The 17191-nt window shown below is 43.5% G+C and carries 17 protein-coding genes; 14 read left to right on the forward strand and 3 right to left on the reverse strand.

Annotation, left to right across the window (positions count from 1 at the left end; translation table 11 throughout):
• Nucleotides 1-3: 3 nt before the first annotated feature.
• The 3 genes from moaC to KXD93_RS01700 are packed head-to-tail and all read left to right on the forward strand — an operon-like array spanning nt 4 to nt 2673.
• Entirely contained in the window at nt 4-474 is a 471-nt protein-coding gene (gene moaC, locus KXD93_RS01690; RefSeq protein WP_258135126.1) for a cyclic pyranopterin monophosphate synthase MoaC, read from the forward strand.
• Nucleotides 434-1621 (forward strand): NTP transferase domain-containing protein, encoded by a 1188-nt coding sequence (locus KXD93_RS01695; protein WP_258135127.1) that lies wholly within the window; start codon nt 434-436, stop codon nt 1619-1621. The genes moaC and KXD93_RS01695 overlap by 41 nt, the downstream gene beginning before the upstream one ends.
• Entirely contained in the window at nt 1618-2673 is a 1056-nt protein-coding gene (locus tag KXD93_RS01700; RefSeq protein ID WP_258135128.1) for a HesA/MoeB/ThiF family protein, read from the forward strand. The genes KXD93_RS01695 and KXD93_RS01700 overlap by 4 nt, the downstream gene beginning before the upstream one ends.
• Before the next feature lie 41 nt (nt 2674-2714).
• Here KXD93_RS01700 and KXD93_RS01705 read toward each other — a convergent pair whose 3' ends face one another.
• Complete coding sequence (locus KXD93_RS01705) at nt 2715-3140, reverse strand: molybdenum cofactor biosynthesis protein MoaE (protein WP_258135129.1); 426 nt, start codon at nt 3138-3140, stop codon at nt 2715-2717.
• Between the two features lie 111 nt (nt 3141-3251).
• Nucleotides 3252-3494, reverse strand: a complete 243-nt coding sequence (locus tag KXD93_RS01710) for a MoaD/ThiS family protein (RefSeq protein ID WP_258135130.1) — start codon at nt 3492-3494, stop codon at nt 3252-3254.
• Nucleotides 3495-3642: 148 nt separating this feature from the next.
• Here KXD93_RS01710 and fdhD point away from each other — a divergent pair, with 148 nt between their 5' ends.
• The 10 genes from fdhD (at nt 3643) to KXD93_RS01760 (ending at nt 14322) form a co-directional block, all read left to right on the forward strand.
• Nucleotides 3643-4503: a formate dehydrogenase accessory sulfurtransferase FdhD gene (fdhD, locus tag KXD93_RS01715; protein ID WP_258135131.1), complete on the forward strand. Its 861-nt coding sequence runs from the start codon at nt 3643-3645 to the stop codon at nt 4501-4503.
• Nucleotides 4487-4843 carry a DUF7009 family protein gene (locus tag KXD93_RS01720; RefSeq protein WP_258135132.1) on the forward strand — a complete coding sequence of 119 codons (357 nt, stop codon included), beginning with the start codon at nt 4487-4489 and terminating at the stop codon, nt 4841-4843. Before fdhD ends, KXD93_RS01720 begins: the two co-directional genes overlap by 17 nt.
• Nucleotides 4840-7164 (forward strand): FdhF/YdeP family oxidoreductase, encoded by a 2325-nt coding sequence (locus KXD93_RS01725; RefSeq protein WP_258135133.1) that lies wholly within the window; start codon nt 4840-4842, stop codon nt 7162-7164. The genes KXD93_RS01720 and KXD93_RS01725 overlap by 4 nt, the downstream gene beginning before the upstream one ends.
• Nucleotides 7165-7207: 43 nt before the next feature.
• Entirely contained in the window at nt 7208-7765 is a 558-nt protein-coding gene (locus KXD93_RS01730) for a histidine phosphatase family protein (RefSeq protein ID WP_258135134.1), read from the forward strand.
• A gap of 106 nt (nt 7766-7871) precedes the next feature.
• Entirely contained in the window at nt 7872-8738 is an 867-nt protein-coding gene (locus KXD93_RS01735) for a fumarylacetoacetate hydrolase family protein (protein ID WP_258135135.1), read from the forward strand.
• Between the two features lie 3 nt (nt 8739-8741).
• On the forward strand, nt 8742-9974 hold the full coding sequence (locus tag KXD93_RS01740) for a DUF6786 family protein (RefSeq protein ID WP_258135136.1): 1233 nt from the start codon (nt 8742-8744) through the stop codon (nt 9972-9974).
• Nucleotides 9975-10021: 47 nt separating this feature from the next.
• The gene (gene fucP / locus KXD93_RS01745; protein WP_258135137.1) at nt 10022-11299 is read left to right on the forward strand and encodes an L-fucose:H+ symporter permease; all 1278 of its coding nucleotides are present in this window, start codon (nt 10022-10024) and stop codon (nt 11297-11299) included.
• Nucleotides 11300-11461: 162 nt separating this feature from the next.
• On the forward strand, nt 11462-12250 hold the full coding sequence (locus KXD93_RS01750) for an SDR family oxidoreductase (protein WP_258135138.1): 789 nt from the start codon (nt 11462-11464) through the stop codon (nt 12248-12250).
• Between the two features lie 69 nt (nt 12251-12319).
• A complete protein-coding gene (locus tag KXD93_RS01755) occupies nt 12320-13150 on the forward strand; it encodes an amidohydrolase family protein (RefSeq protein ID WP_258135139.1) in 831 nt (276 codons plus the stop codon).
• An 8-nt stretch (nt 13151-13158) separates the two neighbouring features.
• Nucleotides 13159-14322 carry a glycoside hydrolase family 172 protein gene (locus tag KXD93_RS01760; protein ID WP_258135140.1) on the forward strand — a complete coding sequence of 388 codons (1164 nt, stop codon included), beginning with the start codon at nt 13159-13161 and terminating at the stop codon, nt 14320-14322.
• 111 nt (nt 14323-14433) lie between these two features.
• On the opposite strand, the gene KXD93_RS01765 is transcribed toward KXD93_RS01760, so the two are convergent.
• Nucleotides 14434-15666: a PDZ domain-containing protein gene (locus KXD93_RS01765; RefSeq protein ID WP_258135141.1), complete on the reverse strand. Its 1233-nt coding sequence runs from the start codon at nt 15664-15666 to the stop codon at nt 14434-14436.
• A gap of 186 nt (nt 15667-15852) precedes the next feature.
• On the opposite strand from KXD93_RS01765, the gene KXD93_RS01770 reads away from it, so the two are divergent.
• Nucleotides 15853-17190 carry a hypothetical protein gene (locus KXD93_RS01770; protein ID WP_258135142.1) on the forward strand — a complete coding sequence of 446 codons (1338 nt, stop codon included), beginning with the start codon at nt 15853-15855 and terminating at the stop codon, nt 17188-17190.
• Nucleotide 17191: the final 1 nt, after the last annotated feature.

Consider the following 17191-nt stretch of genomic DNA (forward strand, 5'->3'; position numbering starts at 1 on the left):
TTTATGTTAACTCATCTCGATAAACAAGGTAATCCTAATATGGTTGACGTAGGCGGTAAGCAAATAACCCGCCGTACGGCTACAGCGCGGAGTATTGTGTCATTACCTCGAGAGGTTTTGATCAATTTAACCGATGGCGACTTGCAAACGAAAAAGGGTTCCGTGTTTCAAATTGCGATAATTGCAGGCATTATGGCGGCTAAAAAGACGGGGGATTTGATTCCGCTGTGCCATCCATTGGGTTTGGATAACTGCAATATTACCATCAGCCTGAATGAAAAACAGGAAGTTGTTATTGATTGTATGGCGAGTATCACCGCTAAAACAGGCGTGGAGATGGAGGCCTTGGTTGGCGCATCAATTGCTGCATTAACCGTTTATGATATGTGTAAGGCCATGAGCCACGATATTATTATAAAAGAAACAAAGCTGATTGAAAAAACAGGAGGTAAACGTGATTTCAAAAGAGCATAGCAAGCATACTAAATTGATTAGGCCAGCATTCGGCACCTTTAACCGCAATGAGTGGGCTATTGTTGGTGCGCCTTGTACCGTAATAAAACTATTGGCGGGGCAACTAATTACTGCCTTATCCGCTGATTATAAATGCGCTTATGTCGACACCACGCATAATGATGATATTATGCTTACCCCCGGACGACTGGCGAATGGCGCTGCATTAGAGTATACAGATCAAATTAACTATCGACAGTTAAACTATGCAGGTGAATTTAATAGCTTTAAATTAAGAGATGCGTTCGCTGAAGTTGATTTGGTGCTGGTAAACGGGAATCATCACCAATGCAAGGCGCAGGTGGTCATCATCAGCGAAAATAAAAGAGCGTCGTTACAAAAAAGGATCGATCAGTTAACAAACGTGCAAATGATTTTGCTAACGGATAATACGGATGAGGTTTTTGATTTTATAAAGGATACTGTCCCAAATTGGCAGCATTTACCCTTGTACAGAATCGACGATATTGAAAATATAACGGCCTTTTTTAAAGCACAAATGCAGGAGGCAAAGCCTGTAATTAATGGTCTCGTGCTCGCGGGTGGCAAAAGCCAGCGGATGGGTTTTGATAAGGGCGCTGTTAACTGGCATGGGAAGGAGCAGCGCTACCACATGGCCGATCTTTTAAAGTCCTTCTGTAACGAGGTGTTTATTTCCTGTCGTGCTGATCAGCAACAGGAGATCGATAGCGATTATTTAAGTCTGCCGGATACTTTTACCGGGTTAGGACCTTATGGAGCAATTTTATCAGCATTTCGGGAAAAGCCGGATAACGCGTGGTTAGTTATTGCCTGCGATTTACCGCTGATGGACGAAAATGCGCTGCAATATTTGGTTGATAACAGGAACGCATCTTCAGTGGCTACCGCTTATCAGAGTCCGGTTAATGAATTTCCTGAACCGTTGATAACCATTTGGGAACCTAAAAGCTATCCGCTGTTATTATCGTTTTTGGCGCAGGGATATTCTTGTCCGCGGAAAGTGTTAATAAATAGTGACGTTACTTTGCTACATTCCGAAAACCCCGGAGCACTTACAAACGTTAATACCATTGATGAGTTGGAGCGGGTAAAGAGAACGCTTCACCAAAAACTAGCCGCCGAATGAATCCAGACTTTACACGATACAGTTGCCAGATAGCTTTACCCGGTTTTAGTGAGCAAACCCAAACCTTGTTGCAAAATGCGCGGGTGCTGGTGGTTGGCGCAGGCGGACTTGGCTGTCCAACTGCACAATATCTTGCTGCCGCAGGAATAGGCACTTTAGGCATTGCCGATTTTGATACCGTTTCAGAAAGTAATTTACATCGCCAGGTTTTATATAGCCCTGAAGATCAAGGCCAAAAGAAGGTTGCAGTAGCCTGCGAACGGCTGCAAAAGCAAAATCCGGGGATTAAATTAGTGCCGCACGATGAAAGGATCACTTCACAAAATGTAATGAGCCTGATTGCAGGTTATGATATTATTGTTGACGGAACCGACAATTTCGAAACCCGGTATTTACTCAACGATGCCGCAGTGATTAATGGAAAACCATTGGTTTACGGGGCAATTTACCAGTTTGAAGGACAGGTAGCTGTATGGAATGTTGCCGATGAACAGGACGAAAGATCGCCCAATTACCGCGATTTGTTTCCCAAAGTTGATGCTACACAAATCCCTAATTGCACCGAGGGTGGGGTTATTCCAACGCTTGCCGGTATAATTGGCTGCATCCAGGCTAACGAGGTTATCAAGTATATTACCAAAACAGGGGAATTACTAACCGGGAAGATCCTGGTTTTTGATGCCCAAACGCTACAGAGCCGTGTAATAAAAATTGGCGATGTGACCCAAACCCACATCAGCAGGCTGATTGAAACCATCGTCATCCCCACGATATCTGCTAACGACTTAAAAAAAGAAATTGAAAAGGGATCAGTTTCCCTAATAGATGTACGGACCGCAGAAGAAAGAGATACATTCAACATCGGTGGCCAACATATTCCGGTTGCGGAAATATGCAGCCATCTTGATATCATCGCCCCAAACAAAAAAATAGTATTCTATTGTGCTTCCGGCAAACGCAGCGGTGAAGCTGTAAAGATTGTTAAAAGCAAATTCCCCGTCGCAGAAGTATTTTCACTTGAAAATGGTTTGAAAGACTGGCAAAACAAGTAGCCAGTTGACAACTAATCTCTAATCAACCAGTCTCTAATCAACTAGGGGTGCGCCGCCACCCAAACCTCGCCATCCTCAAAGATCTCCTTTTTCCAGATAGGTACTGTTTGTTTTAATGTGTCGATGATGAACCTGCATGCGTCAAAGGCTGCCGCACGGTGAGCTGCTGATACAGCAATTAGTACAGGTACTTCTCCAACTTCCAATATCCCGGTACGGTGATGGATCAATATTTTTTGAACAGGCCATTTTTCAAAAGCCTGTTTAGCGATCTTTTCCATTTCGGCAATTGCCATCGGTTCATAAGCTTCAAATTCAAGCCGGATCACTCGTTTACCTTTGGTGGCATTACGTACTGTGCCTATAAACACATCAATGCCGCCCGATTCGGGCGACATGATCCAGTCTATAGAGGATTGGATGTTTAAGGGAGAGGAGAATATTTGGATGTTGGTGGTCAATGTCATTGCAAATTATCTGAACCTTGATTTATGGGATTAAAAGATTACAGGATTTCTAACGCGTAAATCAAGGCTATCCTTAAATCAGGCGAATCATGGTTCAAAATAAATAATCAATTATCCCCCGCTCACCGGCGGTATAATAGCAATTTCATCCCGTTCATGCAGGTTATCGCCAGGCAAGGCGTATTCATTATTCACTGCCACCATGTAGGAGGCCAATTGCTTTAAACGAGGGTATCGCTGCTCTAAAAGGTATTTTAAATTATAAACGGTTGCGTCGTTGGTCAGCTCCAGGTTAACCGACGGGGTGCCGAAGATGTCTTTTGCTATGCCGAATGCCAGGATCTTGATCTTCATGGGGTAAAATTAGGGTAAATTGTAATAAAAACAGGTTGTTAGTTCGAATTATTTGCCCGTATATTTATCTGAAACAATCTGAATCGGCAATGGTTTTCTATAAATTAGGAAGAGGCATTTTTAGCTCAAACTCGTCATCGCAAATTTTATGTCTGAAATAAAACGAATCCCAATTATCAATGTGATTGATGCTGAATGTATTGACACCTATGATGCGCTTGCCATTGAAGAGCCTTTGGAGATTCGTTTGGAATATATGTTAGCCGGCCAGCCAAAGGTTCAGAATATTTCAGTTACCATGCGCACGCCGGGTAATGACGCAGAGCTTGCAACGGGCTTTTTATTTACAGAGGGAATTGTAAAAAGCAGTACGGATATTGCCCATGCAGAACATTGCTTTATTGCCTGCGCGGAAAACAAAGAAAACGTGATCCAGGTAAAGCTACGCGATAGTGTAATTCCCAACCTGCAAAATACAGAGCGCAACTTTTATACAACATCAAGCTGCGGCGTGTGCGGCAAGGGCTCCATAAATGCCATTCGTACCGTTGGTGATTTTGTACAACACAGCGATAATATTGTTGTGAATGGTGAGTTACTTCATAAATTGCCCGCTATGTTGCGGGAGAAGCAACAGGTTTTTGAAGCTACCGGCGGCTTACACGCTTCGGCGTCGTTTAATTCAGACGGTGAATTGCTTTTGCTCAGGGAAGATGTAGGCAGGCACAATGCTTTGGACAAGCTAATTGGCGCTGCTCTCAAACAAAATTTGTTACCGCTTGATAATCAGATCCTGCTTTTAAGCGGGCGCGCCAGCTTTGAATTAATTCAAAAAGCGGTAATGGCCGGCATTAAAATTATTGCAGCAGTTGGAGCACCGTCAAGCCTGGCAGTTGAGCTGGCAGCAGAATTTGATATAACGTTAATCGGTTTTTTACGAAACCAACGTTTTAATATTTATACCGCGGGTCACCGCATACTATTACCTATTCATGAAAATACGGATTAAAAGCAATTCAATCAGGTACCGGCTCACAAAGTCGGATGTAGCTGCATTGGTTAAGAACGGACGTTTGGAAGACAGCGTGGACTTTGGCCTGCAAAAGTTGGTTTATGAAATACAGATAGTGGAAGATTATGAGCTTTCAGCAACTTTTAATAACAGCACCATCACCCTGTTTATGCCGAAAAAGATGATTGACGAATTGGCCAATACGGATAAGGTAGGCTTTGAGAGCGCCCGGCATCCGCTGCATTTATTGGTTGAAAAGGATTTTACCTGCCTGGATAATGTTGCCGAAGACCAAAGTGATAATTACCCCAATCCTTTAGCTGAGAAAACGTTATGAGCGATAAAATAGAAACACCAGCAGCCGAAAACCCGGAGGAACTGCTGGATTTAAAAGTTACTGAGCCCAAAACATGGGCTGCAGGAATCCCGGCAGTAACTGCTGCGATGACCGATGTGATACAGGAAGCAGGGGTTGCGCGGGGTATGGAGGCGTTATTCCACATGAACAAAAAAGGCGGCTTTGACTGCTCCAGTTGCGCCTGGCCCGACCCGGATGATGATCGTTCGCCAATTGCCGAATATTGCGAAAATGGCGCAAAGGCGCTTGCAGAGGAAGCTACCACCAAAAAACTAACTGCAGACTTCTTTGCGCAAAATTCTGTTGCTGATCTTGCTAAACTGAACGACTACGAAATAGGGAAAAAAGGGAGAATAGCCCAGCCGGTATACCTGCCCAAAGGCGGCACGCATTATCAGCCAATTAGCTGGGATGCCGCCTTTAAAAAGATTGCCGGTCATTTAAATGCCTTAGCGTCACCAGATGAGGCAGCATTTTATACGTCGGGCCGTACCAGTAACGAGGCTTCGTTTACTTACCAGTTGTTTGTAAGAGAGTTCGGAACCAATAATATGCCTGATTGCTCTAACATGTGCCATGAATCGACCAGTGTTGCGCTGGCCGAAGCCATAGGTATTGGAAAGGGAACGGTTACTCTTAATGACTTTTACGATACGGATGTGATCATCATAATGGGGCAGAACCCAGGCACCAATCACCCCCGGATGCTTACTGCGCTGCAAAAAGCTAAGGAAAACGGCTCAAAAATAATTGCGGTTAACCCGCTCCATGAGGCCGGTTTGATGGGGTTCAAAAACCCGCAAACGGTAAAGGGGGTACTGGGCATTAGTACGCAACTGGCTGATCTTTACCTGCAGGTAAAGATAAATGGTGATATGGCGCTGTTAAAAGCCATTGAAAAATTGCTTTATGAAGCAGAGGTGGAGAATCCGGGTACCGTGTTCGATCACCAGCATATCAAAAAAAACACGGTTGGCTATACCGATTTCCTGCACCACCTTGATCAGTATAAGGTAGATGACCTTGCAGTTGCTGCAGGCGTTCCTTTAAGGCAAATTAAGGAAGCCGCAGAAATGCTGAAGAACACCGGCAAAATAATAATCTGCTGGGCAATGGGGGTAACCCAACAGGTAAACGGAGTTGACACCATTAAGGAAATTGTAAACCTTGCTATGCTTAAGGGAGCTATTGGCAAACCCGGTGCAGGCCTTTGCCCGGTTCGCGGCCATAGCAACGTACAGGGTAACCGCACCATGATAATATGGGATAAGCCGAAGCCCGAACAACTGGACAAGCTTAAGGAAGTATTCGGTTTTGAGCCACCCCGCGGGCACGGTTACGATGTGGTGGAATCTATTGAAGCGATGAATGCTGGTAAATTGAAGGTGTTTTTTGCTATGGGAGGAAACTTTCTGTCGGCTACGCCGGATACCCTTTATACTGCCGCAGGAATGCGCAAAATGAAGCTTACGGTAAATGTTTCTACCAAGTTAAACCGCAGCCATTTAATTCATGGTGAGGAATCAATTATACTCCCCACACTGGCCCGAAGCGACAAGGACGTTGTTGGCGGCGAGGTGCAGCTTATAAGCTGCGAAAACTCGATGGGAGTGATCCAGATGTCGAAGGGCGTTTTGGATCCGATTTCGGATGATCTGATGAGCGAGAACCAGATAGTTTGTGAATTGGCAAAGGCAACACTTGGCAGCAGATCGGTTATCGACTGGGATAAATACGCCAAAAGTTATGATGAGGTACGCAATATAATTGAAAAGGTGATCCCCGGTTTTGATGACTACAACAAGCGGGTGCGCGAGCCCGGCGGATTTTACCTGCCAAATGCCCCGCGCGAGGGTAAATTTAAAACAAAGGAGTTTGGCGATAAGGTGCCATTTACCATTGCCGGGCTGCCTGAACACAAACTGGCCGACGATGAATATATGATGACCTCCGTACGCAGCCACGACCAGTTTAATACAACCATTTATGGCCTTGATGACCGGTATCGTGGCATCCACAATGAACGCAGGGTAATATTTATGAACCGCAAGGATATTCAAAAAGCGGGATTTAAAGAAGGAGAGCAGGTAGACTTATTTAATTACCATGGAGGAAAGGAAAGGGTTGCACGCCTGTTCGTGGTAGTGCCCTATAATATTCCCGAACGAAACACCGCCACTTATTATCCTGAAACAAACGTCCTGGTGCCAATTGACAGCGTTGCGATGAAAAGCAATACCCCAACGTCGAAGCTCATCTATATAAAAATAAAAAAACACGTTCCACAAAATAAAAATTAACAGCACCTTTACCCTGCATACCTTTTTTAAACGACATCAACTTATGAAAAACATCCTGTTATTATTAACTATAATTTTTATGGTTGATGGTATTTCCTCGTGTGCAAATGCACAACAGTCTGACAATTTGAAGATAGTGCTAGTGCGTCACGGCGAAAAGGAAGCAACCGGCGAGAGCCTAAACTGCCAGGGGCTAAACCGGGCAATACAACTCCCTAAGGTTATCGTCAGCAAATTCGGAACGCCATCGGTTATTTTTGTGCCAACGCTCAATGCCAAGTCGTCTACCACACATGCAAGGATGTTCCAGACTGCTAGTCCATTGGCAATAAAATATAGCTTAAGCATCAATAGCAAATATGCAGTAGATGATTACCCGTCTTTGGCACAAAGCATACAGGCACAAACCGGTACTGTTTTAGTTGTTTGGGAACATAAAGCCATGGATAATATTTTGAAGGCTCTTGGAGTAAAAACCAAAGGGCTTAAGTGGGGCGACGACGATTTCGACAGCATTTGGATAGTTACCTACAAAAATGGCAAACCTGTCTTATCTGTAGATAAAGAAGGGTTACACCCTGCCTCGAATTGTCAATTTTGACGTGGTGTACTCAAATGCCTTCCGGGTTAAGCACCACTAACTCGGATGGATTCCTAATTAATGATTGTATATTATACATTTAAAGAAAAAAACTTTAAACTTGATCATGAAATTGTATAACACAATTAAAGGCATCCTACTGGAATATAACGATGCGTCGTTTGTGATTGACGAGCCATGGGATACATTGATAAACCGGGATGATCTTGAGTGGTATCTTAAAGCCAAAACCAAATCTGCAACACAATTAACAGATGCCATAAAAGCCAAATGGCTGGCGGATGGCTCAATACTATCGCCGATAAGCCGCCAGGAAGTTTGGGCAGCAGGAGTTACCTATCTGAAAAGCCGCGATGCCCGGATGGAGGAATCACAAGTTTCGGGTGCTGCAAGTTTATATGATAGGGTGTATGATGCCGAACGACCGGAATTGTTCTTTAAGGCGGCAGCATCACGCGTATCGGGACACGGGCAGCAGGTTTATATTCGCAAGGATTCCGCATGGAACGTGCCGGAACCTGAACTTACCTTATTTATTAATTCTAAGGGAAATATCCAGGGCTATTCCATAGGTAATGATATGAGCAGCCGCAGTATAGAGGGTGAAAATGCCCTTTACCTGCCGCAGGCTAAGATCTATGAAAAAAGCGCCGGACTAGGACCTTGTTTGTATGTTAGTTCAGCCCACATTGGCGGCGAAACAGCCATAAAGTTGAACATAAAGCGCAATGGCAATATTATTTTTAATGATGAAACAACTGTTTCACGGATAAAAAGGTCATTTGATGAACTGGTATCTTACCTGTATAGCGAAATGAGCTTCGACTATGGTTGCTTCCTGATGACCGGTACCTGCCTTGTGCCTCCCGGTGAATTTACCCTAAATGTAGGTGACGTTATCGAGATCAGCATTGATAAAATTGGTACACTTGTGAATACCATTGCGATAAACCCCAAACATAAATCCAATTAAATTATGAGTATTCTGAAATATTCGTCCATTATCCTGGCGGCCTTATGCCTGAGCGCCTGCCAGGAAAAAAAGGCGCCAAAGCAGGAAGTTGTTGAGAGCCCTTATAAAAAGGGAACCTTTGGCTATGACCTGGATTTTTTAAAAAGGAAGGACAGTGTTGTTGTACTAAACAGTAAGGATGGTAGCGGGCAGATCATCATTTCACCGAAATACCAAGCTAAGGTATTTACATCAACGGCAGACGGCGTAAATGGCAAAAGTTTTGGATGGATTAATTATAAAACGTTCAGCCAGGAAAAGCTGGATGAGCATATGAATGCTTATGGGGGAGAGGACAGGCTATGGCTGGGACCGGAGGGCGGTAAGTTCTCCCTTTTCTTTAAGCCCGGCACGAAAATGGAATTTGCCAATTGGCACACGCCCGCTGCTGTGGATAATGAAGCCTGGAAACTCGTTTCAAATACTGATAAAAAGGCGTCGCTGAGCAAATCGGCTAAGCTGTTGAATTATGCAGGTACAACGCTTAGTTTGTTAATTAACCGTGATATACAAATTATTGAACCAGCTGATGTTAAAAAGATACTGGGGATAGATATGGATAGCAAGGTTAAATCGGTAGCCTTTCACACAACTACAACATTAACTAACACAGGTGATAAAGCCTGGGAAAAACAATCCGGCGCTCCCTGCATCTGGAATCTGGATATGTTCACTCCGTCGCCACAAGCCGTTACCATCGTTCCTTACAATGATGGGACTGGCAAGGTAGCTACTACTGATTATTTTGGCGAAATCCCTAAGGATAGGATAAAATATAATAACGGCATCCTGTTATTTAAGGCTGACGGCAAATCGCGCGGTAAGCTTGGGATGCAAGCGGCAAGGGCAAAAAATATGGCGGGTAATTATGATGCGGAAAATAATGTACTCACCATTACGTTATTTGACACGAATCCGAAGGCGATTTACCTGAACCAGGAATGGCGCACTGATCGTGATCCATTTGTAGGTGACGCCGTGAACGCTTACAACGACGGCCCGCTTGCTGATAAGACACAGATGGGACCATTCTATGAAATTGAAAGTGTATCGCCGGCAGCGTTTTTGAAGCCAAATGAAAAGCTGACGCATAACCATAGTGTATTTCATTTTACCGGGGATAAGCAGGAATTGAACAATATTGTGTTAAAAACACTCGGAATATCGCTACAAGACATACAAGCTGCATTTAAATAATTATCTTCAGCCGCCAATTATTTATTAACCAATTTTAAACCGAATTCATGTCAAAAGACCAAAAGTTTGTCGCGTTAGCCTTAGTTACCTCCTTGTTTTTTATATGGGGGTTTGCTTTAAATCTGAACCCGATATTAATTGCACACCTAAAGAAAGCCTGCCAGTTAACAGATTTTCAATCGTCATTGGTTGATTCTGCTTCCTATATTGCTTATTTTCTGTTACCTATACCAGCTGCGCGGTTTATGCACCGGTATGGGTATAAGGGCGGAATCTTATTAGGCCTTGTTCTTTTTGCCATAGGGGCGTTTTTGTTTTTTCCCGCGGCCGCAGTCAGAAGTTACGCATTTTTCTTATCGTCTTTATTTGTGATTTTCAGCGGGGCGGCATTTTTGGAAACAGCGGCCAATCCTTATATAACCATACTTGGCGACCCTGCAACTGCAACACAGCGTATAAATTTTTCACAATCATTCAACGGATTGGCTGCTACACTTGGCCCTTTAGCCGGCGGAATATTTATCCTTTCGGGTAAAAACTTAACTGCAGCACAGGAAGCAGCCATGACGCCGGGGCAATTAAATGATTATTTAAACAAAGAAGCTTCCGCAGTGCAAATCCCTTATTTAATTATTGGGTTGGTTGTATTGGTTGTAGCAATATTGATATTCAGAACTCCATTGCCCGAAATTGTTGAAGAAGGTAGCGAGGAGGTTGATGTGGAAACGGGTACATTACTAAGTAAGATCTGGGCATTACTTAAGGTAAACCAGTTAAGAAAAGGAATAATTTCCCAGTTTTTTTATGTTGGGGCCCAGGCCGGGATCCTTGGCTTCTTTATCCGTTATTCCGAAAGGGTGGCCGGCTTAACCGAAACCTCGGCGAAATTTTATTTAGCGGCAGCTACCTTTTGCTTTATGCTGGGCAGATTCAGCGGTACTTATTTGATGAAATTTATAAATCCCGTAAAATTGCTTGCCTTTTATTGTTCAATGAATGTGTTGTTGCTCGTCGGGATCTTTTTCCTGCATGGCATGTTTACAATTTATGCATTAATGGGTGTTACGTTCTTTATGTCGATCATGTTCCCAACGGTATTTTCGTTAAGCACGGTTGGGTTGGGTTCCAGGACAAAATTGGGATCATCACTGGTAATAATGGGGATAGTTGGCGGAGCTATAATCCCACCGATAATGGGTAAGGTATCTGATTTGAGCAGCATTAAATTTGCTTACCTGATACCGATAATATGTTTTTCATACATCCTGTATTTTGCCTATAGGAATTTGAATATCAAAAAATTAGAAATTGCTGCAGGGCACTAATACCCTTTGTCATTGCGAGGAGGAACGACGAAGCAACCTCGTAGCTATGCATGACAGATATACAAGTTCGCCCTGTATTCGACGAGGTTGCCACGCTTCGCTCGCAATGACAAAATGATTTAATACGGCAAGTGAGATAAATTACATTTTTTATATAACAACATGAACTTAGGTTTAACAAATAAAATAATAATAGTAACGGGCGGTGCCAAAGGTATAGGAGCTGGAATAGTGAAGGTTCTGGCCGCAGAGGGCGCCGTTCCTGTAATAGTTGGCAGAAGTGCGGAGGATAACCTGGTAACGGTAAAGGAGATCGAATCGGCAGGTGGAAGAGCCTGGCATGTGGTTGCCGAACTTACCGAACCGGCAACTTGCGAAAATGCGGTGAAGGAGATCCTGCAACATTTCGGCCGCATTGACGGTCTTGTTAACAACGCAGGCGCAAATGACGGTGTCGGGCTTGAAAATGGCAATTATGAGAAGTTTATGGCATCGCTGCATAAAAATGTGGTTCATTACTACCTGATGGCGCACTTTGCTTTGCCGGCCTTAAAGGAATCGAAGGGGCCGATATTGAATATTACCTCTAAAACATGGGAAACAGGCCAGGGGAATACATCCGGTTACGCTGCAGCAAATGGCGGGCGTGCTGCCTTAACCCGCGAATGGGCAGTTGAATTGTTAAAATACGGGATCAGGGTTAACGCAATTATAGTGGCTGAATGCTGGACGCCGCTTTATGAGACCTGGATAAATACACTGCCAGATCCGGCTGCGAAAAGGAAGGAAATAGAAGCAATGATCCCGCTGGGAAACCGCATGACAACCGCGGAGGAAATAGCCGATATGACAGCCTTTTTATTATCAGAGAGGTCAAGCCATACCACCGGGCAGTTAATTTATGTAGATGGGGGATACGTGCACCTGGATAGAGCGCTTGCGAATGCTTAGGGTGGTTGATTGAGTTGATTGGGAGCGTGGTTGATTAAGTTAAGTAAATAATAAAATATAGATACTTCATTGAAAATAGATTCACACCAGCACTTTTGGAAGTTTGACCCGGTAAGGGATAGTTGGATAGATGATTCCATGAGCGCCATACGACGGGACTTTTACCCGGAAGACCTGGAACCGATATTAAAGAAACATAACATAGACGGATGCATAGCAGTTCAAGCCGACCAGTCGGAAGCTGAAACTGAGTTTTTATTGAATTTTGCTGAGCAGCATGATTTTATAAAAGGGGTGGTTGGCTGGGTTAACCTGATGGATCCGCATGTAAGGGAGCGCATTGCTCATTACAGCGAAAATAAAAAGCTGAAGGGGATTCGGCACGTATTGCAGGGCGAGCCTGACCGGGCCTATATGCTGAACCCGCAGTTTATGAAGGGAATAGCCGCACTTAAGAATTACGACCTGGCTTATGATATCCTTGTCTTCCCTGATCAATTGGGTTACACCAACCAGTTTGTGAAGAATATATCGGGGGTGCGCTATGTTATAGATCATATTGCCAAACCCGATATCAAAAACAAAAACATTGATAAGTGGGCCAACAGTATGAGAACTATTGCACAGCATGAAAATGTTTGGTGCAAGGTGTCGGGCATGGTAACGGAGGCCGACTGGCAAAACTGGCAGGAAGGGGACTTTGAACCCTACCTGAACGTTGTGTTTGAAGCTTTTGGCGCTAATCGGGTAATGTTTGGCTCTGATTGGCCGGTTTGTGATGTTGCCGGTGGGTATGATAAAATGATCGGAATTGTAGAAAAATATACTGCGAAGCTGTCTGTTGATGAACAGGCTCGTTTTTGGGGACTTAATGCAATCGAATTTTATAAACTTAGTTAACAGGTAACATGAAAAGATCAGCTTTAATTGTTTTGGCGGGCGCTTTGATTTCCTTATCGGCGCAGGCACAGGAGAAATTTAATGGGTTGGGTGTTAATTTGGGTAACCTCTATCGCATGTCTGATGCTAAGACCCGATCGATTAGCCCAGAAAATTTTAATGGTGAAAAGGGCAAGGGAGGTATGGCGACGACAGGTACAGGAGCAGGCGCCGCACGTGAGCTTGGTCAAACCTGGAAGGTAAGCCCAAGTGTGATCATAAAAAAACATACCACTTACACCATCGCCGAAATAAACGACCAGGGTGCTATTCAGCATATCTGGATGACCCCAACAGGTAACTGGCGCTATTCAATCATCCGCTTTTATTGGGACGATGAAACTACGCCATCTGTTGAAGTTCCTGTCGGCGACTTCTTTTGCGTGGGCTGGGGCAGATATGCTCCTGTAACCTCTCTCGCCGTTGTGGTGAACCCTGGCAGTGGTTTGAATTGTTACTGGCCTATGCCATTTCGTAAAAAATGCAAGATAACCATGGAGAATATTGATGATGAAGATATGTCTCTATATTACCAGGTCGATTATACATTAACCGATGTGCCCAAAGATGCTGCATATTTTCACGCGCAATTTCGCAGGGTAAACCCGGTGCCGTTAAAAAAGGATTATGTTTTGGTGGACAGCATTAAGGGCAAGGGACAATACGTAGGGACTTACATGGCTTATGGTTCCAATAAAAACGGCTGGTGGGGCGAGGGGGAGATCAAGTTCTTTATGGACGGCGACACCAAATTCCCTACAATTAACGGCACCGGAACTGAAGATTATTTTTGCGGCGCTTATGACTTTGACACCCGTCGAAAAAATGCTGTAGGCGTTGAAGGCAGTGAGTATACTGAATTCAGCGGCCCTTATACCGGCCTGCCCCAGGTATTACGCGGCGACGGGCATTACGATATAGCCCAGCGTTTCGGTCTTTATCGTTGGCACATTGCAGATCCTATCCGTTTTGAAGAGGATCTGAAGGTTACTATACAAGACCTGGGATGGCACAGTAATGGCAGGTATATGCCTTTGCAGGATGATATTGCTACCGTATCCTACTGGTACCAAAGCGAACCACACGGTATTTTTCCGGCGTTTCCGTCGAAGGATCAGTTAGAAATTAATTAAACTAAGATTCCTAGGATTAATTTGATTTTAGGAAGCTTTTATCTTGTAAGATTAAATCTTAATCGGCAGGAGGGTTTTATCCTTCAATCCAATTAATCCTATGAATCTTAGTTAAATCCTCCTCTTCAATTTCATTATCACCAAATCGTGCCTGTTATCGTGGTAGATCTCTAACAACAAGCTTCGGTCATTCCAGGATTTAAAAATGCTGTCTACCTCTTCCAAACTCATTTTGGCAATAGGCTTCAAATTTATGGCGAGGATCTCATCGTTCTTTTCCAGGCCGATTTGATCTCCTGCGGAACCCGGTTCAACCCTGCTAATAATGATTCGCTTAAAATCATCGCCGTCTGCATAATATTCCAGGCCGCTCATGTCCTGCTCAAACGGCTCCTTGAAGTTCGGACCGGGTTTTAAATAGATGGCGTTATCGGGGTAGTCAAATACTACGATGAATTTTTTTAACAGGCCAATGCCCAGGTTGCCATCCCTTTTTACATTTATATAGTTTTTTAAAGAGTCATCCTGCGGGAATGAGGAAATGACGTTTTTGATTTTATATTTCCCAAACTCAATCTGGCTTATCCTGCTAAGAAAACCATTTATAGGGCCACTAAAGCCGACGCCTAAATTTGCATGAATACATTTCTTTTGAATTCCGCTATGTTCGTCAATATTTTCAAGTGAAAGGGGATGACCTGCGCCCAGGTCAACCACCAGTTTGCTCTTCTTTATATTGCCATCAGGTAAATAAACATTGGCTTCCATGTAAGGTTTATGGGCTTCAATGGTGATGGGTATTTTTTCACCTTTTGCAAATTTATGTTTATCCTTCGCGTTGTACACAGTTATGGTGGAATCACTGAAGTTCACTTTTACAGCCAGGTTGTTAAAGAATTCATACCCAAGTAAACCATGGATTGGCATACCTGCGTAGCTTGACAGTCCGAAATGATCCTTTTTTAAAATAGCAGCGTCAACGGCAAAACTGCGTAAGCAGGATACTGTAATAGCAAGCTCAGGGGAGGCATAAGCATCATAAGCTTCATCTTCACCAAAGCCGCGCAGTTTTAGCATTCGGTGCACCGGGATCTGGAGTGAATCGATCAGGCCTGGATCAGTGATGATCATTATTCCCACACCTGTATCCATAACAAAGTTAAAGGGGCCCTTGTTGTTTATTTTTAGCTGGATGATTACCATGTTGCGCACCAGCCTGAATGGTATCGCAGTCTTTTTCTTATTACCGGTAAAATCAAAATATTGTGCGCTTGCTGTTGTTAACAAAAAGCAATTTAAATACAACAGCCACAAAATTACCCGGTGTGTATTTTTACTAAACATAACAAATAGGTTTTAATTGGTTGTACTATTTTATCCGGGATGGATTTTTAATACATTTATAATATAAAGTTAAGCACAGGTTGGCTGTTTAACTATTCAAGGCCTGTACAAGTTTGTACAAGTTTGTACAAAACCCGGGCTTAGGCTATATGTTATATTTTTGTGGGATAATGACGATTTTCGGCTATGCATAACGATGAGTTTTTTATTGAAAAAACCAAGAAATTATTTGAAGCGAGTACCGGTTGGGGCGACAGCAGCGAATGGACAAACCAGGACTTTGTAACCTTAAGTGAAAAGATCCAGGATAAAACTGGTGTAGCTTTAAGCCATGTTACCTTAAAAAGAGTTTGGGGCAAGGTGAAGTACGAAAGCTTGCCGAATACACATACCTTGGATACCCTTGTTCAGTTTTTAGGGTATGAGAACTGGCGGAGCTTTAAATCCCAAAATGGCAATGGCACGATAGCCGTTGATAAGGCTGAAGAAAAGTCTGTTCCCGTTATTGCGGATGTTAAGGAAGGTCAGTCGGTTAAAAAGAGCCGCAAGGGCATTGTGATAGGAGTTTCACTTACCGTTATTGTTATAGTTGGCGTTTTTACGATAATGCAGCTTAACAAACCCCAGCCACCCGGGGTAATAGATAGCAATTACTCTTTTAGCAGTAAAAAAATAGTTACCGAAGGGCTGCCAAACTCTGTTGTGTTTAGTTACGATGCAACCAAATCGCCTTACGACTCGGTAATTATTCAACAATCATGGGACAGGCACCTGCAGGTCAAAGTTTCTAAAAACGATCATCAGCATACATCAATCTATTATTATCCTGATTATTATAAGGCAAAGCTTATTGTGGGCACAAGGATTGTAAGCATGCACCGGCTGCTTATAAAATCAAAGGGTTGGATGCCGGCTGTTACGCAATCGCCTGTGCCGGTGTATTTTCCGAAGGAAGATGCCATTCATAACGGAAAAATGTCGTTGCCGATTGAAAAGATCTTGGCGAAAAATGTAAAGCTACAGCCGGTACCTCCCGATGTGCTTTATGCCAACGTTCGCGATTTCGGCCCGATCTATAGTGATAATTTTGTTTTTGAAACAGCCGTAAAGAACGACTATAAAGAGGGGGCTGCGGTATGCCAGCTAAGCAAGATCTATATCTTGTGCGAAGGAACAGCTATTTATATACCGCTCTGTAGCAAAGGCTGCATCTCTTCGCTCGATCTGCTGTTTACAAATTATTATGCATCAGGCAAGCAACAGGATCTTTCTGCATTTGGTGTCGACTTTAATAACTATGTGAAAGTGAGGATTGAAGCCGTAAACAGAAAAGCCAAAATATTTGTGAACGATAAGTTGGTCTACACCGTTAACAACGACATCATCAAGGCCAAAATAATCGGGATAGATTACACCTTCCAGGGAACTGGCTCGGTTGACTATGTGAAGCTATCAAATGGAAAAGTAAATTACGAAGAAGATTTTAATGACCTGTCAGACGGTAAACTGGTGGTAAGTAAATAGT

Origin of the sequence: Mucilaginibacter phenanthrenivorans (genome assembly GCF_024721155.1) — a bacterium.
Lineage (GTDB): Bacteria > Bacteroidota > Bacteroidia > Sphingobacteriales > Sphingobacteriaceae > Mucilaginibacter > Mucilaginibacter phenanthrenivorans.